We start from the raw sequence: 26,041 nt of genomic DNA on the forward strand, positions 1-26,041 counted from the left end.
GTTCAACTCTAGTCTTTACCAACGTGAAGAATTGCTAGGAACGCTTCTTGAGGCAGCTCTACGTTACCGATCTGCTTCATACGTTTCTTACCTTCTTTCTGTTTCTTCAGAAGTTTCTTCTTACGGCTCACGTCACCACCGTAACATTTCGCGATTACGTTCTTACGTAGCTGTTTCACAGTAGAACGCGCGATGATGTGGTTACCGATAGCCGCTTGGATCGCGATGTCGAACATCTGACGAGGAATGAACTCTTTCATTTTCTCAACAAGCTGACGACCACGAGTCTGAGACTGATCTTTGTGCGTAATCAACGCTAGCGCATCCACTTTGTCGCCGTTCAGTAGTACGTCTACACGTACCATGTTCGATGCTTCAAAGCGTTGGAAGTTGTAATCCAGAGACGCGTAGCCACGTGATGTCGACTTCAAACGGTCGAAGAAGTCCAGTACCACTTCTGCCATTGGGATGTCGTAAGTGATCGCAACTTGGTTACCATGGTAAACCATGTCCACCTGAACGCCACGCTTCTCAACACATAGTGTGATTACGTTACCTAGGTAGTCCGCTGGTACTAGGATGTTACAGCGCGCGATAGGCTCACGGATCTCTTCGATGTCGTTAACCGCTGGCAGTTTTGCAGGGCTATCAACGTATAGAGTCTCACCGTTAGTTTGTTCTACTTCGTAAACTACCGTTGGTGCCGTTGTAATCAGGTCGAGGTCGTATTCACGCTCTAGACGCTCTTGGATGATTTCCATGTGCAGCATGCCTAGGAAACCACAACGGAAACCAAAGCCTAGTGCTGCTGAGTTTTCTGGCTCGTAGAATAGCGATGCATCGTTTAGGCTAAGTTTACCTAGTGCGTCACGGAAGTTTTCGTAATCATCAGAAGATACTGGGAACAGACCCGCGTATACCTGAGGTTTTACTTTCTTAAAGCCTGGAAGTGGCTTCTCGCTGCCGTTTTTCGCTAGCGTCAGCGTATCACCTACTGGTGCGCCTAGGATGTCTTTGATACCACAAACTACCCAGCCTACTTCGCCAGTACGCAGAACATCAGTGTCCACTTGCTTAGGCGTGAAGATACCTAGACGATCCACACCCCAAGTTTGACCTGTGCTCATTACTTTGATCTTGTCGTTTTTCTTCAGTGAACCGTTTTTAATACGAACCAAAGAAACAACGCCAAGGTAGTTATCGAACCATGAGTCGATGATCAGCGCTTGAAGTGGCGCGTCTGGATCACCTTCTGGTGCTGGAATTGCTGATACGATGTTTTCTAGAACGTCGTCAACACCTAGACCTGTCTTCGCAGAACAGCGGGTTGCTTCCATTGCATCGATACCAACGATCTCTTCAATTTCTTCCGCTACACGCTCGGGATCAGCAGCTGGTAGGTCAATCTTGTTCAGGATTGGCACAACCTCTAGATCCATTTCGATTGCGGTGTAACAGTTAGCTAGGGTTTGAGCCTCTACACCCTGACCTGCGTCAACCACCAGTAGCGCGCCTTCACAAGCAGCTAGAGAACGTGATACTTCGTACGCAAAGTCAACGTGTCCCGGAGTATCGATGAAGTTCAACTGGTACGTTTCGCCGTCTTTAGCGGTGTAGTTCAGCGTCACACTCTGAGATTTGATGGTGATACCACGCTCACGTTCAAGATCCATAGAATCCAGAACCTGTGCGGCCATTTCACGATCGCTTAATCCACCACAAACTTGGATTAGACGGTCAGATAGGGTCGACTTACCATGGTCGATGTGGGCGATAATCGAAAAGTTACGAATGTGCTTCATAGATTTAGGGTGACTAACTCTTTACAAATAGGGACAGTAAGAAAGCCGTCTGTTGACGGCATTTCAATCAAGTTGGCAGATTCTACCCAATTTCGTTAACGGGCGCACCTTATTTAAAGTCTAGAACTTATTGAATAGGTTCACCGAGAACTCGAATGAGGGTGACTTGGCGTTTTGACTCATCTTCTAGTGGGCGTGACACACGTTTTGCGAGCCACATGCCACCTGCTGCGAACAATACCGAAGCTAGGATGGTAATGCCCTCACCGCCTGCGGTTAAAGGTACTAGCAGGAAGTTGCCAATTACAGCACCGAGAATCAAACCAAACAAAGGAAGAAGGTAGACCGCCATAGCTGATTTGATAAGGCTTGCTTCGGGGAAACCAATTTCCACGACCTGACCAACTTTGACGGATTTTGGGGTACGCAAATGCCACGACAGCGTTTTGTTACCGATGGCTTTGGTAACCACGCCAGTGCCGCAACTTTTTTGCGATGAACAGCTGCTGCAACTGGTCTGTTGCTCGCAGCTGAGATCGACATCATATTGCTGACCGTGACGATGAACCCCCGTCACGGTAGCCAATGCAGTCATCATTGCACTTCACTCTTTGTTACATTAAAAGTGACCGATTGTGCGATGCGCTGAGCCGTTGTTGGTGGGATATCACCTACAACAGAGATTTCGTGGTTGCCGTTAATAAAGCTATGTAGAGTGCGACGACCTTGACGAACCAGCTGACCTTTCAGCGAATGCTCATCTTTGTTCGCCACATACACAGAGAAACTAAACAGCCCATCTGAGTACAATTGGCTTTCTACCATTTGGTCGGTCACCGCCATACGGTAGCGATTCAGTTCATTTGGTTGGAAACCTTCTGGTATCCAACCCACAGTCCAATCGCTGGTGCCGATATCGCCTTTCGGCATAGTCAAAACACCAGGTAACTGAACCTCTTCCAAACCACTCATCAGTTCACCAATCTTAGGGTTCACTGAGTAAGAAATAGTACGGTACTGCTCAAGCATTTCACCATCACGATCAACGAGATCAGCACGCAGTGGCAGTTTACTCTTCTCATCAATCCACAATACGTAAGAGTAACGTAGCCCATCTTTTGGCACGATGCGCAGCACTTGTGTTGGAACACCAGCCTCACGGGCACGACCTACTTTTACGTAGTCGTAGTACAAGTTTAGCTCGTCGATGTTAGCGTTCAGCATCGGCATGATTGGAGCAACCATTTTACCCGATTCGATGGTAAACGGTTCTGCGCCAGTTTCGATATAGCTTACTTCTGTGCCGCGACGGATCACTTCACGTACAGGACCACTCAAATACACAAGATGTGCGTACTGGTCTTTGTCGTGAGTCGCGTGACGATACAGCAAAGGTTCAATGCTGTTCTTTTTGATAAGGATATAAGAGAGTTCGTAGCTTAAATTCTTGCTCGCCTCGCTCATTTGATGCAATAAAGCCTCCGCTGGCTTATCACCAGCAAAGGCTTGCGAAGACATCAGACTGAACAGAGCGCAAGCGCTGATCAGAAATTTTTTCATTCAATATCCGGTGTCAGATGTGCATCTTGTTGAGACGCATCACTGTTAATTCTTAGCTGCAGTTCGTAGTCACGAAGCATAGCATGAACGCGTTTGCGTTGCTCTTGCATATTTGCTTCACCAACGGAACGCTCTACGGATTCACGCGTCAAGCTTACTGGTTCAGCGCTGCCCGCAAATGGCACAGTCTGAAGCACAGGAAGTTGGTCAGCTTGCGGCGACATTGGGTCGCTACCGCCGTACTGTTGAACGCCTAATATCACAACAAGTGACACACACGCAGCAACGGCAACTTGACCAAACTGAGTCAACCATGCAGGCAACTGGCGTTTCGCTTTTTGTGGCTCTGGTTGCGACTCTTTTGGCGCGTCGTTAATTGAAATTACGTTAGCACTGCGCGAATCGATAGCACGATGCACAGGCTCGTCTTCTAACGCTAACGCTACGCTTTCAGCAATATTCCACTCAGGCTTTGCTGGCGCTTCGCCTCGCATCACATCACCAATCAGGTGATAGTTCTGCCAAGCATCACGGCTCTCTTGGTCTTGCTCTAATTCTTGAATTAAAGCCTTATCGACCAATTCTCCATCCATGAGAGCTGAAAGTTTTTCTTTGTCAGCCATTATTTTCACCATAGTTATCACTTGTACTAGCGCTGCAAAAGAGGTTTGATTTTCTTTTCCACCGCCTCACGAGCACGGAAGATACGCGATCGTACCGTTCCCACCGGGCAATCCATTACTTCAGCAATTTCCTCGTAGCTCAAGCCATCAAGCTCGCGCAGAGTCATTGCGGTTTTTAAATCTTCAGGTAAGGCTTCGATTGCACTGAACACTACCCGTTGCAATTCTTTGGACAACGTTAAGTTCTCAGGGTTCGAAATTTCTTTAAGTGCATTACCTGTTTCGTAAAATTCAGCTTCTTCAGCATCAACGTCTGTTGCAGGTGGTCTACGACCTTGAGCAACGATGTGATTTTTCGCAGTATTCACTGCAATGCGATACAGCCACGTGTAAAACGCACTCTCCCCACGAAAACTAGGGATAGCTCGGTAAGCCTTGATAAACGCTTCTTGTGCTACATCTGGAACATCGCCAGGATTACTTACGTATCTGGAGATAAGGTTACATACCTTGTTCTGGTACTTTGTTACCAGCAGGTTGAATGCTTGCTTATCGCCATTCTGAACTCGCTCAATCAATACTTGATCGGTCAGCTGCTCGTTCATTCGAGCGGATACTCCTATTTGTTATGCCCCTACTCTTCTCAGATATGGGTACTAATTATGCAAAACGTAGTATTGACACCACTGCTTACTTGAGCACTATTGTGACCCTGACGTGAATGAGAAAGTTCCATGGTTTCTCAAATTTTTTGTCATTGTTTTTTCACAGTGTGATGTCACTAGCCAAATCCCGCTCCTCGTCCGACTTAAGTCTCGTTTTGACAAGCGAGCATACTGGTGGGGAAATGGGTATAATGGATGATCTCTGTCCCAGATTGTGCTGGGTAGAGCATAGAAAAGCAATGGCATTGACAAACTATTACTTTTCATTTGCATGGCTAATGGCTATCAGAACATCGCGTTACAAACAAAACTCAGGAAGCATCTGCATGCCCAAGGCATGGCAAAATAAGAGTGGCTGAAGTCACCAAGGTAACGCCGATTTCGATACGTCTCCCAACTTAGCCCTTAGCGACGGATGTCGCGTTAATGGAATGCACATGGTGTGCAAAATATACACAAGGTAGCCTTGTTACCTTAGCTTGGGATTGTAAAAGTAATATGAACACAAATCGTGAACATGAATGTGATGTGTTAGTGGTAGGGAGTGGCGCCGCGGGCTTGTCGTTGGCTTTGCGTGTCGCAAACCACTGTAAGGTAATGGTTCTAAGTAAAGGACCGCGCAGCGAAGGCGCAACGTATTACGCGCAAGGTGGTATCGCTGCCGTATTTGATGAGTCGGACACCATTGAGTCTCACGTTGAAGATACGCAAATTGCCGGGGATGGAATCTGTGATGAAGAGACTGTTAAGTTCATCGCGGAAAACTCAAAAGAGTGTGTACAGTGGTTGATTGATGGTGGTGTACCATTCGATCGTGAAGATGATGATTCTGACGATGAGCCACGTTATCACTTAACTCGCGAAGGCGGTCACAGCCGTCGACGTATTTTGCACGCTGCTGATGCCACTGGCATGGCAATGCAAACCTCTCTACAAGACAATGCACACAGCCACCCAAACATTCATGTTCTTGAGCGCCATAATGCTCTGGATTTGATCACCGAAGATAAAATCGGCGGCGACAAAAACAAGATCATTGGCGCTTATATTTGGAACCGCAACGAAGAACAAGTTGAAACTGTTCGCGCTAAATTTGTTGTTCTCGCAACGGGCGGCGCTTCCAAAGTTTACCAATACACTTCTAACCCAGACGTGTCATCTGGTGATGGTATCGCAATCGCGTGGCGTGCAGGTTGTCGTGTTGCGAACCTAGAGTTCAACCAATTCCACCCGACCTGTTTGTTCCACCCAGAAGCGCGCAACTTCTTACTAACAGAAGCATTGCGTGGTGAAGGCGCGTATTTACGTCGTCCTGATGGCTCACGATTTATGCCGGATTTTGATGAGCGTAAAGAGCTTGCTCCACGTGATGTCGTGGCTCGCGCTATCGACTTCGAAATGAAGCGCTTAGGTGCTGACTGCATGTATCTCGACATCAGCCACAAGCCAGCGGATTTCATTACTAAGCATTTCCCAACCATCTACTCTCGTTTGATGGATTTGGGTATCGACATGACCAAAGAGCCAATCCCAATCGTACCTGCGGCGCACTACACGTGCGGCGGCGTCATGGTCGATCAAAACGGTCATACCGATCTGAAGAACCTCTACGCGATTGGTGAAGTGAGCTACACAGGCTTGCACGGCGCGAACCGTATGGCATCGAACTCGCTACTTGAGTGTGTGGTTTACGCATGGTCGGCAGCCAAAGACATCCTTAAACATCACAACGAAGTAGAACTAGCACCGCAGGTTCCATGTTGGGATGAAAGCCAAGTGACCAACAGTGATGAAGAAGTGATCATCCAACACAACTGGCATGAGCTGCGCCTATTTATGTGGGATTACATGGGCATCGTTCGTACCGATAAACGTCTTGAACGCGCACTGCGCCGTATCCAGATGCTGCAACAAGAAACGCACGAGTACTACAGTCACTTCCGCGTATCAAACAACTTGCTAGAGCTACGTAACCTGCTGCAAGTCGCAGAGCTGATGGTACGTTGTGCGATGCAGCGTAAAGAGAGCCGTGGTCTGCACTACACCTTGGATTATCCAAACCAGCTAGAAAACAGCGGCCCAACGATTCTTACGCCAAACAAATAGCTCTGGCACTTAAAAGTAACCGTCAGATACAAGGTCAAATGGGAGCTTCGGCTCCCATTTTCCATTGTCGTAATATCAAACACAGTTGACGATATGCCACGTCTTCACAACTGTCTCGCCAAATCGTGACTTTCTCACCCGACACTAATTCAAACGTGACTTTTAACGCCGCCGCCGACACATCAACACTCGATAGTGTCGAAGTTTGTTTGTCATTGCGTACTGTGCCATCACGATGCAAATACCAACCGCCGCAGGCTGAAGGCACGACAAAGCCACCTTGCATTTGGCAACGGATAATCAGTAGTAACAGATAAGTTGATAAGACGAGTGGGATATCAGAGCAGATAACCGCCCAAACGCAACCTAGGAGAAGAAGTTGGTTGGTAATTTGGGCGTATAGAGAAGTGTTAACCTTAAGATTAACGAACCTTGCTGAGGTTGTGTGCGACAATTTTATCGACCATCGAAGCGTGACCTAGATTTTCGCTACGACCGTGACCCATCACCCAAGTAAACAGATCGGGATCATCGCATTCTAGTAGTGAGACGAAATCACGCTGCTCTTGCTCATTAAGTGCATCAAAGCACTCTTCAAAAAACGGCATAATCACCACGTCAAGCTCAAGCATGCCACGACGACAAGCCCATTTAATACGCGCCTTTTCTTCCGCAGTGTACATTCAGTATTCCTTCATAGATGTCTTGTTCTTAGTGCGGAGTGTAACAAGGGATGTGCAACGTCACTAGTGTGCGGGTCACAATATGTAGCCAAGTCGCTGCAAATCCTGAACGCATTTAATAAACAAACGTTCAGCAAAGCCAAACACCTTAAAATTGAGTGGATATATTGAGTGCTGACAAATGCCGATTCTGCATTTAACATAGCTGAAAAATATCTTCAAAAGGCATTGTAATCATGGAATGGCAAACTCGCTTTTCACCGCTGAACCTATCGACACAAGACGCACTACCTGAGCTGTCTATCTCGCTATTGGATAACCTGGGTATGATAACCATGATTGGAGACGACAAAAAGTCGTACCTACACGGTCAAGTTACCTGCGATGTGGTTTCTCTTGAGAAAGACCAATCAATGTTGGGGGCACATTGTGATGCGAAAGGTAAAGTGTGGAGTGTCTTCCGCCTATTCCACCATAACGATGGCTATGCAATGGTTCAGCCGAAATCAGCGATTGAAGTGGAACTGAAAGAAATCAAAAAGTACGCGGTATTCTCGAAAGTGACCATCGAAGAGTCTAGCGACGTTGTGCTGGGTGTTGCTGGTGAGAATGCAGATGCGTTCATCTCAACATTAAATGCTGATTCTGGCGATGTGCGTACAGTTGAAGGTGGCACTGCAGTCAAAGTCGCTTCAAACCGCTGGTTGCTTGCGCTTACAGCAGAAGCTGCACAATCGTTAGTGGAAGATAGCAAAGCATCACTGACAACCCATGAGCTTTGGACCCGTTTCGATATTGAAGCAGCACTGCCATACGTGGCAGCAGATACGCAAAACGAGCACATTCCACAAGCACTAAACCTACAAGCGCTTGGCGGCATCAGCTTTACGAAAGGCTGCTACACAGGTCAAGAAACTGTAGCGCGCGCGAAATACCGCGGTACCAACAAACGTGCAATGTACATTGTTAAAGGTGCAACCGCTGAAGCCTTAGGTGAAGGTGCAATCGAACTGGAACGTAGTGTCGGTGAAAACTGGCGTTCAGTAGGCACGTTGCTCACGCATTACCAATTCAGCGACAACCAAGCGATGGGGCTCATTGTATTACCAAACAACCTAGACGATGACACTCGTCTGCGCTTGGTTGCTCAACCTGAGTGTGAATGGGAAATCGCAGCATTGCCGTACAGCCTTGACGATGAGTAATACCATTCATACCCCTTTGATGCAGTTTTTGGCGGACCAAAACATCGAGTACCGCCTTCTTTCTCATCAAAGGCCAGCAACAACCATTGAGGATGCCGCGCAACAACGCGGCATTCGCCCCTCTCAAATGGTCAAAGCGATTCTTTTGCGTGATATGGGAAATCAATATGCGCTTGCTTGTGCACCAGGTGATCGTAGCGTTGATCCAAAGAAGGTGCGCGCATTACTGCAGTGCCGTCGTATGACGTGTGTTGATCAAGCGGACGTAGAAGCGATTACCGGATACAAGATTGGTACTGTCACACCACTACTCTTAAAACGCTACATGCCGATCGTATTTGATCCAAGTTTGCTTGAAGAAAAAGAAATCACCATTAGCAGCGGAGATCGTATGGCTGGCTTAGCGCTATCCATCGATGATCTAATCCAATTATGCCAACCAACCATGGCTGATATCTGTCGCTAACATGTAATCAAGCGCAGGATTCTCACTCCTGCGTGATCTCACTCATATCTCTCCGATTACATTTAAGAATTTTTAATCATTTTTAAAACATAAATAGTCATAAATGAAAAACTCGTATATGCTGAATTCGTTGGTTAAGTTTTCAACAACTACTCAGCCAACGTAAAGTGAATCTGCTGACTTGTATGACAGCGTTCATTAAGTCAGTCGTCCACTTTTGTGTAATGCATCTGTGACTATTCGCCCGCCGAAGCGGGCTTTTTTTTGCGTGGAACTTTTTCCCTTTTCTTTCCTCTAACTCAATGAAAGCAATGCATTTGAGGTTTCAACCTCGTCAAAACGAACAAAATGCAACCCATTGAGTAAAAACATTTAGCAAACAATCATTTTCCTTCTATTCTTATTTCTGTAACAAAACTGATGCTTAATGCACCACGTAAGAATAGGAGGACTCAAGGACTGGTTCCTTCGATAATGATTTTTTGAGGTAATCCTCACGCTATTTGAGATATGACTCTGTCAATTTGTCTAAGGCAGCACAAATCTCTAAAGCCAAGTACCTCAACTGCACTTAATACTATTGCTGTCACAATAATTTTTACGCGAAAAACGTAGAATAACTGGGCTAGGTAAGAGATAAGGAAGAGTAAATATGAGACTGTTTAAGCGCTATACACCAGGTATGATTGCTAAACACATAAGTCGTCTTTTTAAAGGAAGAATCTATATTTACGGAGTCGGTAAGTTCGAGTTTGATAACGGAAAATTGATGTTGCCAGAGAAAGCTGAGAAGCGTCACTTTCAGGCAGTAAAAGAGATTAACCAAGAGATTATGAAGCTCAGATGCGCATACGCTTAGCTTAAACATCGATGTAAAAAGAAAGGCTGGATTAACCAGCCTTTTTTGTTTCTTTTGTTTGCGAAGCGAAGAACGTGTTTATTGACGCGCTAGTTCCGGCAGGTTGCCTTTCAAACCTAATGCACGCTTCATGATTTCATCTTTCGCACCCGGCAGTTGCCCTGCTAGGCTCAAACCAATACCACGAACAAGCTTCTTGGCAGGATTCTCACCAGAGAACAGATCACGGAAGCCTTGCATTGCCGCTATCATCTTCGCCGCCTCAGCTTTGCGCCAACGCTCGTAACCACGTAGGTTACGTTTGGTGCCAATGTCCTGCCCTTGTTTCCACAGCGCCAACACTTCTTGCGCTAAGCTTGCTGCATCTAATAAACCAAGGTTCACACCCTGCCCTGCTAGTGGGTGAATTGTGTGTGCTGCATCGCCAACTAACGCCACGCGTTCAACCACAAAGTCACGCGCATAACGCATCTTAAGTGGGAATGCCGCACGTTCACCAACCACTTCACACAAACCTAAACGCACATCAAATTCGCTAGTCAGTGCTTTATTGAACTCTTGCTCATTCATCGCCAGCAATTGCTCGGCACGATTTGGCTCGGTAGACCACACAATCGAACACATGTGCGGATCAGACATTGGAAGGAACGCCAGCGGACCTTGCGGTGTAAAGATCTGACGCGCAACACTGTTGTGTGGGTCAGCGGTTTTTACATTCGCGACAAGCGCACTATGACCGTAATCCCAATGCGTTAGTGGGATATCCATTTGGTTACGCAGCCAAGAGTTTGCACCATCTGCGCCAACAACCAACTTAGCAGTCATAGTCTGACCGTTGTCGAGCGTTAGCCAGCTTTCTTGCTCACCCACCGCAAGCGTTGCACAACGAGCAGGCATAAACAGGGTTACGTTATCCAGCTTTTGAACTTGTTCTAGCAGCGCCAATTGAATCACGCGGTTTTCAACGATATGACCAAGGTCTGGTTGAGCCATGCTTTGTGCATCAAATGCGATGTTAGCGAAACTGTCTTGCTCCCAGACCTCCATCGCATGGTACGGAGAAGCACGACGCTGCTCGATACCCTGCCAAGCACCAAGGTTACGAAGGATAGTTTCACTTGAACGACTCAACGCCGATACGCGTACATCTGGCAGTTCATTTAGTGTGTCGTTTGGTACTGCGCCTTCGATAACGGCTACTCGCAGGTCACTGTCCTTAAAAGCGGCAGCTAATGCCAAACCTACCATTCCACCGCCGATGATGGCGATATCTACACTTTGCATCATTGCTTTTGTTACCTAATTCGTTGCCGTTTATCGTTTCACTAGACCAAGCGTATGGCGTAGCAGCGGCTGCTTAAAAGTAGAAAGGTTATCCATCGTTGCGAGAGCGAGGTTACGCCCAATTCGCATCGCCGGTAAATCATTTGAAAAAATATGCACTAGAGAACTGGTTAGCCAAATTGTTTCGCTGCGATCATCTTCACGGCGCTGGCTAAATCGCATTAAGCCTTGGTAACGACCCGCGTCTTCAGTTTGCTTAACAACCTCTTCCGCTAACGATGCCACATCACGAATACCAAGGTTGAAGCCTTGCCCTGCAATCGGGTGAAGCGTTTGTGCAGCATTGCCGACAATAGCAAAGCGGTGCGAAATGTTCTGCTTACGATGACGCAGAAGAAGCGGATAACTCGCGCGTTGTCCGACTTTCTGCATCGCACCTAGCCGCCAACCAAAATCATTCTGCAGGCGTTCAAGGAACTCTACATCAGATAAGCTAACTACGGTTTGCGCTTCTTCAGGACGCAGACACCATACTAACGACATGCGGTTGTCACTCATCGGCAGCAGTGCAACTGGACCATTTTCGGTAAAGCGTTCAAAAGCGCGACCTTGGTGAGGCTCTTGCGTCACGATATTCGCAATCACTGCCACTTGGTCGAAATCATGTTCAGACAACTCTAAGCCGATTTGCTGACAACATTGCGATACTGCCCCATCGGCAGCCACCAGCAACTTAGCTTCCAGCTTCTCACCACTGCTCAGTTCAATGTGTGCTTTGTCTTGCTCACGTTCGATGTTCGCAACCGAATCAGGGCAAAACAGAGTGATAGCCTCACTCTTATCCAAGAGCTCTTGGTAGACGCGACCAACATCGGCGAGTTCCACTACGTAGCCAAGCGCTTCAACGCCAACTTCGTGCTTGGTAATCTCAGTCATGCCCGCATGAGAGCGGTCAGAAACATGAATATGTTCAATTGGGGTTGCACAAGGCTCGATAGCCGACCACAACTGCAAGTGACGCAGAATATTGACCGTACCGTAGGACAGAGCAATCGAGCGCGAATCAAACCCCGGATGTTGATCCGATTGGGCTTTAAAAGGCTCAACAACCGCAATTTGCAGCGCGCCTTTAGATAAACGGTCGATTGCTAACGCAAGTGTGGCACCAGCCATGGCACCACCAGCAATTACAACGTCATATTGCCTCATGCTAACCTCTAGAAACTATTCGATAATGGGGAACGAGTGATTAATGAATCGTTGGTTTGTTTTCGTTGCTTTCAGGACGAGCACCAAACTCTGCATGAATAGTTAATACGCAGGCTTTAACGTGTTCGATTACTTGCTCTAGTAATAGCGCTTGCTCGCCTAGGTCATCGTCTTCGTCAATACCAAGCTTGGCGATTTCTTCTAGATCAGCCAAAGCTTCTTTTGCATCGTCTGATGCCTTATCAATCGCAATGCCCGCTAAGCCCATACCTGAGATAAAGTGGTTCACAAAGTCAGACACACCATCTGCTAGTGCAAACAAACCTTCTTCGCCCGCTTCATCTGGAAGCAGCAGAGACAACTCCATAGAAGTGCCAGTTAGCTCGTTAACGGTTACTTGGAACACGCTTTGCGCCAGTGCTAATGCGCTTGATGGCCAGCCCATGCTTTCGTTGGTGTAATCAAACAGAATCGGTTGCCAGGTTTGGTCGTTAATCGCCAATCCACCACTTAGCATGCCAACAAGTAGACCATGCAATTCTGCTGGGGTCACAGCAAGGCTTGCAGATTTCAGTTCAGCAGCAATAGATTGGTATTCAGGAAGGGTGATTTCACTCATAATCTTGGCTCATTCTTGCGTAGTAATGTATCGACATATCCTACCATCAAGCCTAGTCGGCTGAAACGGCTATCAAATTCAATTTTGGACAGCATTTAATCAATTTGCCCAATTCCTGTGTGATCACTTCACCATTTTTCTTTCTGTGATGGGAAATGCTTGAATCTTAATAGCGGTTTTCCTATAGTTTCCTCCTCGGTAGTTGTATAACGCAACGCCTTAGATAGCGCGAATATAGAGTTTATTCATCATGAGCAATCAAGCGATCGACGTTGAAATCCTTGGCAAAATGACACGAGTCAATTGTCCTGCGGGGCAAGAAGAGTCACTAATTACAGCGGCTAAAGATCTTGATCGTCGATTGAAAGAGATGAGCGAGCGTACTAAGGTAACCAATGAAATTCAGCTACTGACCTTTGCTGCGTTGAACATTTGTTATGAATTGCATACAAAATCATACGAATCTAACGGTCAGCAACAAGAAATTACTGAGCGAATGGAAAAGCTCACCGCGTCTTTAGAAAGTGCGCTTAGTAAGGTAAAGCAAGGACAGCAGTAGATACAAAATTTACCCTGGGGTGTGCGTCAGTTGGATTTAAGTCCCTGAGCCGATAAGCAATACCAAAGGGTTAGTACTTGATAGCTATTGAGCAAGCTTGGCATGCACCGAGAAGCCTACGGTTATCATTGCTGATCCGCCTTGAACCAGCTGGTTCAAGGACCACAATCCTCAACGGCACCCTGGGGTATCCTCTCTATGTCAGACTTATCTCGACAAGAATTCCGCAAACTCATCCGTGAAAAACGCAACGCCCTTTGTAGCGATACTCAGTTCCAAGCTGGGCTCGATCTCGTTCAGCAGTTTTCACAGTTAGCAGAAATCAAAACCGCGCAGCACATTGCCATCTATTTGTCTGCCGATGGTGAGTTAGACACCAAACCTCTGATTGAATCACTATGGCAGCAAGGTAAGTCGATTTACCTGCCCGTCATTCATCCTTTCTCTAAAGGTCAATTACTGTTCTTGCAATACGTCAATGATGAACAGTTGGTTTATAACAAATACGGAATCTTAGAACCTGCGCTTGATATCCGTTTCCTGAAACCGGTTCGTGAACTTGATGTCATTTGTACGCCGTTAGTCGGGTTTGACAGTGTCGGCCATCGCTTAGGTATGGGCGGAGGCTACTATGACCGGACTCTCTCACGCTGGTTTAGCACTGGCGAAGGTGCCAAACCGATCGGTATCGCCCACGATTGCCAGCATGTAGAGCGCCTACCCGTTGAAAGTTGGGATATTCCATTACCTAAGATCGTGACTCCAAGCCAAATCTGGCAATGGGAAAAGTAACACTTACCCGCTATAATCACGCCGCAAACGTTAACGAACATCTATTCAGGAGATTGGCATGACTCAAGATGAAATGAAGAAAGCGGCTGGTTGGGCAGCACTTAAGTATGTTGAGAAAGGCAGCATTGTCGGTGTTGGTACTGGCTCTACCGTGAATCACTTCATCGATGCCCTAGGCAGTATCAAAGATGATATCAAAGGCGCAGTGTCTAGCTCTGTTGCTTCTACTGAGCGTCTAAAAGAGATTGGTATTGAAGTTTACGAGTGTAACGACGTAGCAATGCTAGATATCTACGTTGATGGTGCAGATGAAATCAACGCAACGCGTGAAATGATCAAAGGCGGCGGTGCTGCTCTGACTCGTGAAAAGATCGTTGCGGCTATTTCAGAAAAATTCGTATGTATCGTTGACGGCACAAAAGCAGTTGACGTACTTGGTCAGTTCCCACTTCCTGTTGAAGTTATCCCAATGGCGCGTTCATACGTTGCTCGTGAATTGGTAAAACTAGGTGGTGACCCTGCATACCGTGAAGGCGTGACGACGGACAACGGCAACGTGATCCTAGACGTGCACAACATGCAAATCACTAACCCGAAAGAACTTGAAGACAAGATCAACGGCATCGCAGGTGTGGTAACGGTAGGTCTGTTTGCTCACCGTGGAGCTGACGTGGTTATCACTGGCACACCAGAAGGTGCGAAAATAGAAGAATAAATCATTAGATGATTTAAATTTTCTGTTATTTCATTACAGACGGCGCCCTAGGGCGCCGTTTTTTCTTCCTTTTTCTAAGAAAAGCATGCCTTATTCCGTAATTTTCTTACCCAAAGCAAAAATTTTTTGTTACTTTATTGAACAGAAGACGCACAGGGAAACGTTTGTCTTCCGACAAAACTGTTAGTTATCCCCTTTTTAATGGTTTTGCTTTATGTGCGCCACATTAGCCCACCTTTCCATTTTAAGGACGAGAAAAATGGCCAAAGTTTCACTGGAAAAAGAAAAGATTAAGATCCTCTTGCTAGAGGGACTCCACCCTTCTTCAGTTGAAGTTCTTCAAGCAGCTGGCTACAGCAACATTGAATATCACAAAGGTTCCCTTTCAGAAGAAGAGCTGATTGAAGCAGTAAAAGACGTGCACTTCATCGGTATCCGTTCCCGAACGAACCTATCTGAAGAAGTGATCAATGCGGCAAATAAGCTGGTTGCGATTGGCTGTTTTTGTATCGGTACCAACCAAGTTGACCTAAGTGCTGCCGCTCGACGCGGTGTCCCTGTATTTAATGCACCATTCTCAAACACGCGCAGTGTTGCCGAGTTGGTGTTAGGCCAAGTACTACTGCTTCTTCGTGGTATCCCTGAGAAAAACGCACTCGCACACCGTGGTATTTGGAAGAAGAGTGCAGACAGCTCTTACGAAGCACGTGGTAAGCGTCTGGGTATCATCGGTTACGGCCACATCGGTACTCAGCTGGGTATCATCGCAGAAAACTTAGGCATGCGCGTTTACTACTACGACATTGAAAACAAACTGTCGCTAGGTAATGCAACGCAAGTGTTCACCATGAGCGAACTACTGAACAAGTGTGACGTCATTTCTTTGCACGTTCCTGAAACGCCAGAGACCAAGAACATGATGGGTGCAGAAGAGTTCGCACGCATGAAGCCAGGCGCAATCTTTATCAACGCAGCGCGTGGTACCGTCGTAGATATCCCTGCTCTATGCCACAGTCTAGAGTCTGGTCATATCTCGGGCGCTGCGGTTGACGTATTCCCAGTAGAACCAAAAACCAATGCTGATGCATTTGAGTCTCCACTGCAGAAGTTCGATAACGTCATCCTAACTCCACACGTTGGTGGTTCAACGCAAGAAGCGCAAGAAAACATTGGTGTTGAAGTTGCCGGTAAACTGGCGAAATACTCTGACAACGGTTCAACCCTATCAAGTGTGAACTTCCCTGAGGTATCACTGCCTGAGCATCGTGAATGTTCACGTCTGTTGCACATCCACAAAAACCGCCCTGGTATCCTAACGCAAATCAACACCATCTTTGCGGAAGACGGCATTAACATCGCAGGTCAGTACCTACAAACGGCAGCTGAGATCGGTTACGTAGTTATCGACGTAGAGACTTCTCGCGCAGAGGAAGCACTAGTGAAACTAAAAGGCATCGAAGGCACAATCCGTGCTCGTATCCTTCATTAATCGCTGATTACTCGACATAAAAAAGGCAGGGACTTCCCTGCCTTTTCTGTTTCTATTCGTCGTGATTTTCTCTGTACTATTTCAGCTTGTAAACCACATCCACTTGGTCACGAATCACAAGCGTAGAGTCTTGGTAGCTATTCGAACTCTCTCTTGCATCCATTGCCATTGAACGTAAAAGCACTGGACGAGCGTGCATTTGGTTGTAGTTAATCTGCCAAACATCACCCAACTTTTTGTCAAAACCAGTCGCTAAAGATGCCGCCTTGCTTTGTGCATCTTTGATTGCTTCCATACGCGCTTTTTGCTGATACTCAGACTGGTTACTCACTTTAAGCTGAATATTATCGACTTGATTAATGCCAGCTTTTAACGCCATGTCCAAGTATTCATTCAAGTTGGCAAGATCGTTAACCGTCACATCAATACTACGTGATGCGCGGTAGCCAACTAGCTCTGCTTTGCCCGATTTCGGATAGTGATACTGCGGTGCTAAGTACAAGTTTGAACTGGTGATGTTATCTTTTGACAACCCTGCATCCGCTAAGCTTTTTAGAAACGCATCAACGGTATTATCGACCGATTGCTTCGCTTGCTCCGCAGTCATTGTCGTATCAACGACCTTCACAGAGAAAGTGGCCATATCTGGAGTTGCAACGACTTCACCGTATCCAGTCGTACTCACATGAGCAAAATCAGGTGCATCATTCGCAAGTACAGAAACGCTAGTAAGGCTTAGTGCCGAAGCCAGAAAAATTGAAGACAGTTTCATTCGATAAATCCATCCGTATTGAAATAGAAAAGTCACTCCAAATGCCGGAGTTCAAGACGAGATACTCGATGAATGCCATGGCGGATTAAGTTGATGCCTCATCAAAACCAGAAAGATAAGAGGCACCAATGAACTGGAGTGTATATAGCTTCATCATAGAAACTTCTGCCAATTATCCAAGCGCCCTAAGCGACTTCTAACACAACTTTGACTGTGTTACTTCGCCGTAATTTCAGCTTAAAACGCGAGGCAAGCGGGAACTTATTGTGGCAAATGCTGTTGCGCGTAGCCAACAATCGCCTGTGAGATTTCTTGAAGCACACCCGTTTCTAACTGCCAGTGATGCCAGTAAATTCGATAGGACATCAAAAAGCCCGGCGTAATATCAATCAACTCACCTTTCTCCAGTTCATCAGTGATCTGCAATCGGGGAATCAAACAATAAGCCACGCCTGCTAACGCCATCTTAAGGAAAGCTTCTGAGCTACTGATGTTGTGATGAATCACGCTATCTGGCCTCACGTTGAAGTGTTCCGTTAAAAACTTCTTATGCAGATCATCATATTGGTCATAAGACACCGCCGGCGCTTTGGCCAAAGTCTGGTTGTTGACTCCTTCCGAGAAGTAACGTTGATAAAACTCTGGGTTGGCGACACAAACATAATCGATGCGACCAAGATAGTCTGCTCGACAGCCCGGGATGGCTTGAGACTCTAAACTGATCGCCCCTGCAACCTCACCACTCCTTAGCTTCTCAATCGAGCGCGACTCGCCATAAATAGTCAGTTTTAGTTCCACTTGGCGATGCTTCATTACGTCTTGCAACGCAGGTAAGAGCCAGGTCGCGAGGCTGTCTGCATTAGTTGCCAATGAAAGCTGTACAGGACGTGTTGTCGTGTCGTTTTTTAGTTCAGGGAGGATTTCATGCTCAAGCAATCTTACTCGGCGATAAAGCCCGAGTAACTTCTTACCAATAGGGGTTGGCTTGGGTGGTTGCTCCCGAATAAGAACCGGTTGGGCAAGGTACTTCTCTAGTTGCTTGATACGCTGGGAAATGGCGGATTGTGAAACGAAAAGGTGTTCAGCCGCTCGGTCAAAACTGCCTTGATGTACTACCGCATCTAACGCTTCTATCCATTTATAGTCCAATCCTCGCACGTGTTTTTCCTCCTTAATAAACGCCCAAAACACCAGATAAGCATTGCTAATAATATATTAAAATCATTAATTATACTTATTTAAATAAAAGCTTTATCTTCCATTCCTCTGTTGTTCTATTGCTAATTTTTTGAGGTGTGTTGTGAGCTTTTGGGTGTTATTACAAGGATTCGGTTTAGGTGCGACGATGATCATTCCAATCGGTGCGCAGAATGCGTACGTCCTTAACCAAGGTATTAAGCGTCAACATCACCTGACGACCGCGACCATCTGTAGCATCCTAGATATGATCTTCATATCGCTTGGTATTTTTGGTGGTGGTGCGATCCTATCGCAAAATGAAATCCTGCTGACCTCAGTCACTTTAGGTGGCATTGCCTTCTTAAGTGTTTACGGCTTACTGTCACTAAAAAGCGCATTCAAACCGGCAGACGCCTCTGAATCGAAAGGTGAAGTCGTCGCTCGAGGTCGTCGTACCGTGATTCTTGGCGCACTTGCCGTCACAGTGTTGAACCCACACCTTTACTTAGATACCGTAGTAATCTTGGGTTCAATTGGTGGTCAATTCGAAGGCAACGATCGCATCGCATTTGCTATGGGCACCATCATGGCTTCATTTGTGTGGTTCTACACACTCTCATTAGGTGCTGCGAAATTAGGTCCGACGCTCTCAAAACCAAAAGTGAAGAAAGGCATCGATATTGCAGTTGCCGCTATGATGTTTACTATCGCTTTTGTTCTTGCGAATGAGCTAGTCACCAAGTACTGGTAAAAACAAATAGGAAAGAAACACGACATGGAGTCACTGGAAAAAATCCACCAAATCAATCGAGAGCGATTCAATGCGCTCTCCATCCCCTTTCGAGAATGGCAACACGAAGCCATTCTCGACTTCGAAACTGACGTCAAAGTCGCCGCACAACTCGGTTGGACAGGTACGCATACTAAGAGTCTTTTTCTCAAGCTAAAAGGACAAGGTTATGCCGTGTACCTTACGGACAAGGACTCGCGTTTAGACTCCAAGCAAATCAAAGCCATCACAGGTAAACGACCTTCAATTTGCAGCGACGATGAAATGATTGAGCAGCTAGGCTGTGTGCCCGGCGCAGTTTGTCCTATTGGCTTACCTGAACATGTCACCATTATCGTCGATACAGCACTCTACCAACATGATGAGTTGCTCTATACACCAGGTTTACCCGAGTTAACCTTTGGCTTTGCAGGTAGCGAACTTAAACGTCTGCTCCTTGCTGGCAGTAACACTCTGTTAGAACTTTAGAAAATTAGGATATAAAAAAAGCGAGGCCATTGCCTCGCTTTTTCATGTTCTCAATCGAAGGGATTAAGCTTCTACTTTGTTCAAGTGAACATCCATTTGTGGGAATGGAATTTCGATGCCTGCTTCATCCAACGCTTCTTTGATTGCTTGAGTAGAATCGAAGTAAACGTCCCAGTAATCAGCAGTTTTACACCATGGACGAACCACGAAATTCACTGAAGAATCTGCTAGAGCCAGTACACCAATTTGGATTGCTGGATCTTTAAGGATACGCTCATCTTTTTCTAGCACGTCACGGATAACTTGCTTAGTTTGTTTAAGGTCAGCGCTGTAAGAAACACCAATAACTAGGTCTACACGACGCGTAGCGTGGCGAGAGTAGTTCGTGATTGCGCCGCCGATAACTGATGAGTTCGGTACAACAACCATTTTGTTGTCAGGTGTTTTTAGTACAGTTTGGAAGATTTGAATTGCTTCAACACTACCTGCTACACCGCCGATTTCTACGTAGTCACCAGACTTGAATGGACGGAATGCAACAATCAGTACGCCCGCTGCAAAGTTAGATAGTGAGCCTTGTAGAGCAAGACCAACAGCAAGACCTGCCGCACCAATTACCGCAACTACAGATGCAGTTTGAACACCTACACGGCCTAGTGCCGCGATAAGTACGATAACAAATAGAAGGTAACGAACTAAACCATTGACGAATTCAACAACAGCTTTGTCCATCTTTTTCTTTTCAAGCACTTTTGAAACGCTGTTTGCTACCGCTTTAACGATAATGTTACCGATAAATAGGATCAGCAGTGCAGAAATGATGTTCACACCGTACTGAATAAGAAGATCTGAGTTGTTATTTAGCCATGTTTCAGCTTTGCTCAAACCATCCGTTAAAGAGGTATCGATACCCATCGATTCACCTGCCATAATTCGTATCCTCAAAATAAAGATATTAAATCTAATTGCCGTTAATTTATGAACCTTGTTTTTTATAGGTTCTTATTCACAACAACATCCCTATTGTTTTCCTGAGCAGTGTCAGATTTTTGGCACAATATCTCAAAACTGAAATTTTGCAAAGTCAGAGTTTAGCAAAGACCTACAAAACAAAGCTTTATCAGATTTTTCTGATACTGGCATGTTACAGAGTACGCAATGGATTTACATTTCGCCACACTTTTTACTTGGTTTTATGCCACTTGGTGCGGAAATGCGCTGAGTTTCGAAATTTGCGCCAAAAACAGAAGGGATATGAAGTGCGGTGATCATATAGCAGTTGATTTAGTTATCAATTGCTACAGGAAGGAGAATCTAGGCTGTCTCATTGTTTAGACATAAAAAAACCCGCTCTTAGAGCGGGTTTTTAGAAACACAGTTGAGACGAATTATAGTACGTCTACTGCGTTTAGGTCAGCAAATGCTTTCTCTAGACGAGCTACCATTGAAGCTTGACCTGCACGTAGCCATACGCGTGGATCGTAGTACTTCTTGTTTGGAGCGTCTTCGCCAGTTGGGTTACCGATTTGACCTTGTAGGTAATCGCGGTTTTCCGCTTCGTATGCACGGATACCGTCCCATGTAGCCCACTGTGTATCAGTATCGATGTTCATTTTGATAACACCGTAGCCGATAGACTCTTGGATTTCTGCTTCAGTAGAACCAGAACCACCGTGGAATACGAAGTTTAGAGCGTTTGGTGCGATACCGAACTTCTCTGCACAGTATGCTTGAGAGTCACGTAGGATAGTTGGAGTTAGAACAACGTTACCTGGCTTGTATACACCGTGTACGTTACCGAAAGATGCTGCGATAGTGAAACGTGGGCTAACAGCGCTTAGTTTCTCGTATGCGTATGCAACGTCTTCTGGAGAAGTGTAAAGCTCAGATGCGTCCATATCAGAGTTATCAACGCCGTCTTCTTCACCACCAGTACAACCAAGTTCGATCTCGATTGTCATGTTCATTTTAGCCATGCGCTCTAGGTACTTAGCACATGTTTCGATGTTCTCTTCTAGAGACTCTTCAGAAAGGTCTAGCATGTGAGAAGAGAATAGAGGCTTACCAGTTTGAGCGAAGAACTCTTCACCAGCGTCTAGTAGACCGTCGATCCATGGTAGAAGTTTCTTAGCAGCGTGGTCAGTGTGTAGGATTACTGGCACACCGTAAGCTTCAGCTACAGCGTGAACGTATTTAGCACCAGCTACAGCGCCAAGGATTTGTGCACCTTGACCTTCAAGTTTAACGCCTTTACCAGCGAAGAAAGCTGCGCCGCCGTTAGAGAACTGAACAACAACTGGAGCTTTAACTTTTGCAGCTGCTTCAAGTACTGCGTTTACAGAATCAGTACCAACAACGTTTACTGCTGGAAGTGCAAAGTTGTTCTCTTTTGCTACTTCAAATACTTTCTGAACGTCATCGCCAGAGATAACACCTGGTTTTACGAAGTCGAAGATCTTAGACATGGATGTAATCCTATTTATCTGTCGTTTTATAAACAAAACTTGTTAAATTGAAAATCTTGCAAACGTTTGCTCACAACTGAGGCTATTTTAGCAGAGTTCCACTCTCGTTGCAGCAAACAAGAAAGCGGGAGAGGACTCCCGCTTTACTAATATTACTTAGCGCGTGCTTCTAGCATTTCAACTGCTGGAAGTACTTTACCTTCTACGAACTCAAGGAAAGCGCCGCCGCCAGTAGAGATGTAAGATACGTCAGCTTTGATACCGAACTTGTCGATAGCTGCTAGCGTGTCACCACCACCTGCAACAGAGAAACCTTCAGAAGCTGCGATAGCTTCAGAGATACCTTTAGTACCTGCTTCGAAGTTCTTGAATTCGAATACGCCTACTGGACCGTTCCATAGGATAGTCTTAGCGTTCTTAAGGATTTCTGCTAGTTCAGCAGTTGAATCTGGACCAAGGTCGAAGATCATGTCGTCGTCTTGTACTTCAGAAACGTGCTTGATTTCAGCTTCTGCGTTCTCGTCGAATGCTTTCGCACATGCAACGTCAGTTGCTACTGGAATTGCACACTCGTCCATTAGCTTCTTAGCTGTTTCAACTAGGTCTGCTTCGTATAGAGACTTACCAACGTTGTGGCCAGCAGCTGCGATGAATGTGTTAGCAATACCACCACCAACAACTAGTTGGTCAGCGATTTTAGATAGAGACTCAAGAACAGTTAGCTTAGTAGAAACTTTTGAACCACCTACGATAGCAACCATTGGACGAGCAGGCTTGTCCATTGCTTTACCTAGAGCTTCTAGTTCGTTCGCTAGTAGAGGACCAGCACATGCTACGTCTGCGTGCATACCAACACCGTGAGTAGATGCTTGTGCACGGTGAGCTGTACCGAATGCGTCCATTACGAAGATGTCACATAGAGAAGCGTACTGCTTAGACAGTTCTTCTTCGTTTTTCTTCTCGCCTTTGTTGAAGCGAACGTTTTCTAGAACAACTAGTTCACCAGCGTTTAGTTCTAGACCGTTTAGGTAGTCTTTCGCTAGTTTAACTTCGCAGTCTAGTGCGTCGTTTAGGTAGTTAACTACTGGTTGTAGAGAGAACTCTTCAGCGTATTCACCTTCAGTTGGGCGACCTAGGTGAGAAGTAACCATAACTTTAGCGCCTGCTTCTAGACAGTGCTTGATAGTTGGAAGAGATGCGATGATACGTGCATCTGAAGTTACTTTACCGTCTTTTACTGGCACGTTTAGGTCAGCACGGATAAATACACGTTTACCTGCAAGATCCAGGTCAGTCATCTTGATTACAGACATGATGTGTCCTCTCAAATATTAAATAATTAAAGTTTTTAAAAACTCGGCAATCCTGCCAAGCCCGTTAATTCTTCAAACTGGTTACTGATATGGAGATACGTCAGATTTATTTCAAGGCTTAAAATAAAAAATTTCTCCATCGCCTCTTCACCATTATTGCTCCACTTGTGAAGAAGCTTGCATTGCTAAGGCGGTATCCAGCATCCGGTTAGCAAAGCCCCATTCGTTATCGCACCAAACAAGCATTTTAACGAGTTGCCCGTTACTCACTCTTGTCTGAGTTCCATCCACAATTGCACTATGGGGATCGTGGTTAAAGTCGATGGAAACGAGCGGCGATTCAGTATAGTCAACAATGTCACGTAATGTACACTGAGATGCGTTAACAATGGTTTGATTTACGTCATTAACTTTCACATTTGTACTAATTGTGACACTTAAATCCATCGCAGTGACGTTAACTGTCGGAACTCGAACCGAAATTGCTTCGAATTTGTTGGAAAATTTCGGGAAGATTCTTTCAATACCTTTATGCAACTTAGTATCAACTGGAATGATGGATTGACTGGCCGCACGCGTACGGCGTAAATCATTGTGGTAAGCGTCGATAACTTGCTGATCGTTCATTGAAGAGTGAATAGTGGTGATGGTGCCAGACTCAATGCCAAAGGCCTCATCTAATACTTTGATGATAGGAACGATACAGTTGGTGGTACATGAACCATTGGACACCACGCGGTGTTCATCTTTGAGGGTTTCGTGGTTCACACCGTAGATAATGGTGTTATCGAGATCGCTTGCGCCAGGGTGTGAAAACAGAACTTTTTGCGCGCCCGCTTCAATATGAGCTTGGCCATCGGCTTGTGAGCCGAAAACACCAGTACAATCGAGCACAATGTCGACTTCTAAGTCACGCCATGGCAAGAGTTCAATTTCAGCAAGGTGAAGGATTCTAATGGGATCGTATTCTCCACTGTCGTGGTGAACATAGAGGTGTTCTTGGTCGTGCGAGATTTTCTTTCCGAAGCGGCCATGACTGGTGTCATATTGAAGAAGATGTGCCATCGCTTCGGGTTGCGCAAGTTCATTAACCGCCACAACTTTTATCTGCTGATGCTTACCGCTCTCATATACTGCTCGCAGTACATTACGACCGATACGTCCAAATCCATTGATCGCAACTTTTAGCATTTATCCTTCGCCTCACCAAAAATTCGTGTCACAGATAGTACCTGATACGGAGGCTGAGCGCATTAAGTAAGTGATCTCACTCGCGGTAAACTATCTTTTCACTTCCCGGAATATTCATATCACCAATATATTGAGTTCTGACGTTACGTGTTTCGCTTGGCACTTTAGCTCCTTGTTTGACCACCAAAGGAAATGCGTATGTCAGGTTTTCCCGCTGCTCACTTTTGCAAGCGATGCAATAGAGAAACACCACACTCAGAAGTGCTGGTCCGTAAACCAAGTCGTTATGATACGGATAAATCAATTCTTGGAACGTTAAAGCTTTGGGCTCATACCCTGCTGAACGGCGGTCACTATTACGATATGGATCGCTATGTCACCTGTAAGGAATGTGGACACAAAGAGAAGGACAATTGGGGAAAAGAATTTGAGTAGGCACAAAAAAACCGAGCATTAACGCTCGGTTTTTCTTTTATCTTCGTAAGCTTACGCTAGCAGTTCTTTTGCTGTGTTCACTACGTTTTCTACAGTGAAACCAAACATCTCGAACAGTTGGTCAGCTGGCGCAGATTCACCGAATGTTGTCATACCGATGATGCGACCGTCGAAGCCAACGTACTTGTACCAGAAGTCAGCAATGCCCGCTTCTACAGCGATACGTGCAGTTACGTCTGATGGCAGTACTGATTCACGGTAAGCCGCGTCTTGCTTGTCGAATGCATCTGTTGATGGCATTGAAACAACGCGTACTTTCTTACCTTCAGCCGTTAGTTGCTCAGCTGCTTTCACTGCTAGTTCAACTTCAGAACCTGTCGCGATTAGGATTAGCTCAGGCTTGCCATCGCTGTCTTTCAGGATGTAAGCACCTTTCGCGATGTCTGCTACTTGCTCAGCAGTACGTTCTTGTTGCGCTAGGTTTTGACGAGAGAAGATAAGTGCCGATGGGCCATCTTTACGTTCAATCGCTAGTTTCCATGCTACTGCAGACTCAACTTGGTCACATGGACGCCATGTGCTCATGTTTGGAGTCAGACGTAGAGATGCCATTTGCTCAACTGGTTGGTGAGTTGGGCCATCTTCGCCAAGACCGATAGAGTCGTGCGTGTAAACTTGGATGTTCTGAACTTTCATCAGAGCAGCCATACGCATAGCGTTACGTGCGTATTCCATGAACATTAGGAATGTTGCGCCGTAAGGAACGAAACCGCCGTGTAGTGCGATACCGTT

General features: G+C 46.0%; 28 protein-coding genes and 1 other RNA gene. 12 read left to right on the plus strand and 17 right to left on the minus strand.

Going from position 1 to position 26,041, the window contains the following annotated elements:
• Window positions 1-8 precede the first annotated feature (8 nt).
• The 5 genes from lepA to rpoE form a co-directional block, all read right to left on the minus strand.
• Complete coding sequence (lepA, locus tag H735_RS00160; RefSeq protein WP_005449790.1) at window positions 9-1,802, minus strand: translation elongation factor 4; 1,794 nt, start codon at window positions 1,800-1,802, stop codon at window positions 9-11.
• 127 nt (window positions 1,803-1,929) lie between these two features.
• On the minus strand, window positions 1,930-2,400 hold the full coding sequence (locus tag H735_RS00165; protein WP_020196171.1) for a SoxR reducing system RseC family protein: 471 nt from the start codon (window positions 2,398-2,400) through the stop codon (window positions 1,930-1,932).
• Window positions 2,397-3,362 carry a sigma-E factor regulatory protein RseB gene (gene rseB, locus H735_RS00170; protein WP_009707602.1) on the minus strand — a complete coding sequence of 322 codons (966 nt, stop codon included), beginning with the start codon at window positions 3,360-3,362 and terminating at the stop codon, window positions 2,397-2,399. The genes H735_RS00165 and rseB overlap by 4 nt, the downstream gene beginning before the upstream one ends.
• Window positions 3,359-3,985 (minus strand): sigma-E factor negative regulatory protein, encoded by a 627-nt coding sequence (locus H735_RS00175; RefSeq protein WP_005449785.1) that lies wholly within the window; start codon window positions 3,983-3,985, stop codon window positions 3,359-3,361. Before H735_RS00175 ends, rseB begins: the two co-directional genes overlap by 4 nt.
• Window positions 3,986-4,011: 26 nt before the next feature.
• Window positions 4,012-4,590 carry an RNA polymerase sigma factor RpoE gene (gene rpoE / locus H735_RS00180; RefSeq protein WP_005449784.1) on the minus strand — a complete coding sequence of 193 codons (579 nt, stop codon included), beginning with the start codon at window positions 4,588-4,590 and terminating at the stop codon, window positions 4,012-4,014.
• A gap of 558 nt (window positions 4,591-5,148) precedes the next feature.
• Here rpoE and nadB point away from each other — a divergent pair.
• Window positions 5,149-6,756 carry an L-aspartate oxidase gene (nadB, locus tag H735_RS00185; RefSeq protein WP_027726688.1) on the plus strand — a complete coding sequence of 536 codons (1,608 nt, stop codon included), beginning with the start codon at window positions 5,149-5,151 and terminating at the stop codon, window positions 6,754-6,756.
• Window positions 6,757-6,790: 34 nt separating this feature from the next.
• Here nadB and H735_RS31505 read toward each other — a convergent pair whose 3' ends face one another.
• Window positions 6,791-7,210 carry a protein YgfX gene (locus H735_RS31505; protein ID WP_227741542.1) on the minus strand — a complete coding sequence of 140 codons (420 nt, stop codon included), beginning with the start codon at window positions 7,208-7,210 and terminating at the stop codon, window positions 6,791-6,793.
• Complete coding sequence (locus H735_RS00195; protein ID WP_005429937.1) at window positions 7,179-7,439, minus strand: FAD assembly factor SdhE; 261 nt, start codon at window positions 7,437-7,439, stop codon at window positions 7,179-7,181. The genes H735_RS31505 and H735_RS00195 overlap by 32 nt, the downstream gene beginning before the upstream one ends.
• 236 nt (window positions 7,440-7,675) lie before the next feature.
• On the opposite strand from H735_RS00195, the gene ygfZ reads away from it, so the two are divergent.
• The 3 genes from ygfZ to H735_RS00210 all read left to right on the plus strand — a co-directional run bounded on the left by ygfZ (window position 7,676) and on the right by H735_RS00210 (window position 9,969).
• The gene (gene ygfZ, locus H735_RS00200; protein WP_020196168.1) at window positions 7,676-8,644 is read left to right on the plus strand and encodes a tRNA-modifying protein YgfZ; all 969 of its coding nucleotides are present in this window, start codon (window positions 7,676-7,678) and stop codon (window positions 8,642-8,644) included.
• Window positions 8,637-9,110 (plus strand): aminoacyl-tRNA deacylase, encoded by a 474-nt coding sequence (locus tag H735_RS00205; RefSeq protein ID WP_020196167.1) that lies wholly within the window; start codon window positions 8,637-8,639, stop codon window positions 9,108-9,110. Before ygfZ ends, H735_RS00205 begins: the two co-directional genes overlap by 8 nt.
• A 652-nt stretch (window positions 9,111-9,762) precedes the next feature.
• The gene (locus H735_RS00210; RefSeq protein ID WP_005449772.1) at window positions 9,763-9,969 is read left to right on the plus strand and encodes a DUF1107 domain-containing protein; all 207 of its coding nucleotides are present in this window, start codon (window positions 9,763-9,765) and stop codon (window positions 9,967-9,969) included.
• A 78-nt stretch (window positions 9,970-10,047) separates the two neighbouring features.
• Here H735_RS00210 and H735_RS00215 read toward each other — a convergent pair whose 3' ends face one another.
• Genes H735_RS00215 through H735_RS00225 form a run of 3 tightly spaced genes read right to left on the minus strand, consistent with a single transcriptional unit; the run spans window position 10,048 to window position 13,081 of the window.
• Entirely contained in the window at window positions 10,048-11,256 is a 1,209-nt protein-coding gene (locus H735_RS00215) for an FAD-dependent 2-octaprenylphenol hydroxylase (protein ID WP_020196166.1), read from the minus strand.
• Between the two features lie 27 nt (window positions 11,257-11,283).
• Window positions 11,284-12,462: a 2-octaprenyl-6-methoxyphenyl hydroxylase gene (gene ubiH / locus H735_RS00220; RefSeq protein ID WP_020196165.1), complete on the minus strand. Its 1,179-nt coding sequence runs from the start codon at window positions 12,460-12,462 to the stop codon at window positions 11,284-11,286.
• A gap of 40 nt (window positions 12,463-12,502) precedes the next feature.
• A complete protein-coding gene (locus tag H735_RS00225; RefSeq protein WP_020196164.1) occupies window positions 12,503-13,081 on the minus strand; it encodes a YecA/YgfB family protein in 579 nt (192 codons plus the stop codon).
• Window positions 13,082-13,331: 250 nt separating this feature from the next.
• On the opposite strand from H735_RS00225, the gene H735_RS00230 reads away from it, so the two are divergent.
• The 5 genes from H735_RS00230 to serA all read left to right on the plus strand — a co-directional run bounded on the left by H735_RS00230 (window position 13,332) and on the right by serA (window position 16,636).
• A complete protein-coding gene (locus tag H735_RS00230) occupies window positions 13,332-13,640 on the plus strand; it encodes a cell division protein ZapA (protein WP_005436471.1) in 309 nt (102 codons plus the stop codon).
• Between the two features lie 8 nt (window positions 13,641-13,648).
• Window positions 13,649-13,833, plus strand: a non-coding RNA gene (ssrS, locus tag H735_RS29725) — 6S RNA.
• A 5-nt stretch (window positions 13,834-13,838) separates the two neighbouring features.
• Window positions 13,839-14,432 carry a 5-formyltetrahydrofolate cyclo-ligase gene (locus H735_RS00235; protein ID WP_009707609.1) on the plus strand — a complete coding sequence of 198 codons (594 nt, stop codon included), beginning with the start codon at window positions 13,839-13,841 and terminating at the stop codon, window positions 14,430-14,432.
• A 58-nt stretch (window positions 14,433-14,490) separates the two neighbouring features.
• Complete coding sequence (gene rpiA, locus H735_RS00240; RefSeq protein WP_020196163.1) at window positions 14,491-15,147, plus strand: ribose-5-phosphate isomerase RpiA; 657 nt, start codon at window positions 14,491-14,493, stop codon at window positions 15,145-15,147.
• Between the two features lie 259 nt (window positions 15,148-15,406).
• Window positions 15,407-16,636 carry a phosphoglycerate dehydrogenase gene (gene serA / locus H735_RS00245; protein WP_009707610.1) on the plus strand — a complete coding sequence of 410 codons (1,230 nt, stop codon included), beginning with the start codon at window positions 15,407-15,409 and terminating at the stop codon, window positions 16,634-16,636.
• Between the two features lie 76 nt (window positions 16,637-16,712).
• Here serA and H735_RS00250 read toward each other — a convergent pair whose 3' ends face one another.
• Both H735_RS00250 and H735_RS00255 read right to left on the minus strand, forming a co-directional pair.
• Entirely contained in the window at window positions 16,713-17,408 is a 696-nt protein-coding gene (locus H735_RS00250; protein WP_009707611.1) for an oxidative stress defense protein, read from the minus strand.
• 261 nt (window positions 17,409-17,669) lie between these two features.
• On the minus strand, window positions 17,670-18,566 hold the full coding sequence (locus H735_RS00255) for a LysR family transcriptional regulator ArgP (RefSeq protein ID WP_009707613.1): 897 nt from the start codon (window positions 18,564-18,566) through the stop codon (window positions 17,670-17,672).
• A gap of 142 nt (window positions 18,567-18,708) precedes the next feature.
• Here H735_RS00255 and H735_RS00260 point away from each other — a divergent pair, with 142 nt between their 5' ends.
• Window positions 18,709-19,338: a LysE/ArgO family amino acid transporter gene (locus tag H735_RS00260; protein WP_009707614.1), complete on the plus strand. Its 630-nt coding sequence runs from the start codon at window positions 18,709-18,711 to the stop codon at window positions 19,336-19,338.
• 24 nt (window positions 19,339-19,362) lie between these two features.
• On the plus strand, window positions 19,363-19,845 hold the full coding sequence (locus H735_RS00265; RefSeq protein WP_020196162.1) for a YbaK/EbsC family protein: 483 nt from the start codon (window positions 19,363-19,365) through the stop codon (window positions 19,843-19,845).
• A 63-nt stretch (window positions 19,846-19,908) separates the two neighbouring features.
• On the opposite strand, the gene mscS is transcribed toward H735_RS00265, so the two are convergent.
• The 4 genes from mscS to epd all read right to left on the minus strand — a co-directional run bounded on the left by mscS (window position 19,909) and on the right by epd (window position 24,814).
• Window positions 19,909-20,775 (minus strand): small-conductance mechanosensitive channel MscS, encoded by an 867-nt coding sequence (mscS, locus tag H735_RS00270; RefSeq protein WP_005436480.1) that lies wholly within the window; start codon window positions 20,773-20,775, stop codon window positions 19,909-19,911.
• Window positions 20,776-21,233: 458 nt separating this feature from the next.
• Window positions 21,234-22,310: a class II fructose-bisphosphate aldolase gene (gene fbaA / locus H735_RS00275; protein WP_005436482.1), complete on the minus strand. Its 1,077-nt coding sequence runs from the start codon at window positions 22,308-22,310 to the stop codon at window positions 21,234-21,236.
• A 152-nt stretch (window positions 22,311-22,462) separates the two neighbouring features.
• A complete protein-coding gene (locus H735_RS00280) occupies window positions 22,463-23,623 on the minus strand; it encodes a phosphoglycerate kinase (RefSeq protein ID WP_005436484.1) in 1,161 nt (386 codons plus the stop codon).
• 153 nt (window positions 23,624-23,776) lie between these two features.
• Window positions 23,777-24,814 carry an erythrose-4-phosphate dehydrogenase gene (epd, locus tag H735_RS00285; RefSeq protein WP_005436486.1) on the minus strand — a complete coding sequence of 346 codons (1,038 nt, stop codon included), beginning with the start codon at window positions 24,812-24,814 and terminating at the stop codon, window positions 23,777-23,779.
• A gap of 198 nt (window positions 24,815-25,012) precedes the next feature.
• Here epd and H735_RS00290 point away from each other — a divergent pair, with 198 nt between their 5' ends.
• Entirely contained in the window at window positions 25,013-25,249 is a 237-nt protein-coding gene (locus H735_RS00290; protein ID WP_005534899.1) for a hypothetical protein, read from the plus strand.
• A gap of 51 nt (window positions 25,250-25,300) precedes the next feature.
• Here the strand turns inward: H735_RS00290 and H735_RS00295 are convergent.
• Window positions 25,301-26,041 (minus strand): transketolase-like TK C-terminal-containing protein (locus H735_RS00295; RefSeq protein WP_042979292.1); only part of this gene is annotated, 741 nt, incomplete at its 5' end.

The sequence above is a fragment of the Vibrio owensii CAIM 1854 = LMG 25443 genome, from assembly GCF_000817815.1.
Lineage (GTDB): Bacteria > Pseudomonadota > Gammaproteobacteria > Enterobacterales > Vibrionaceae > Vibrio > Vibrio owensii.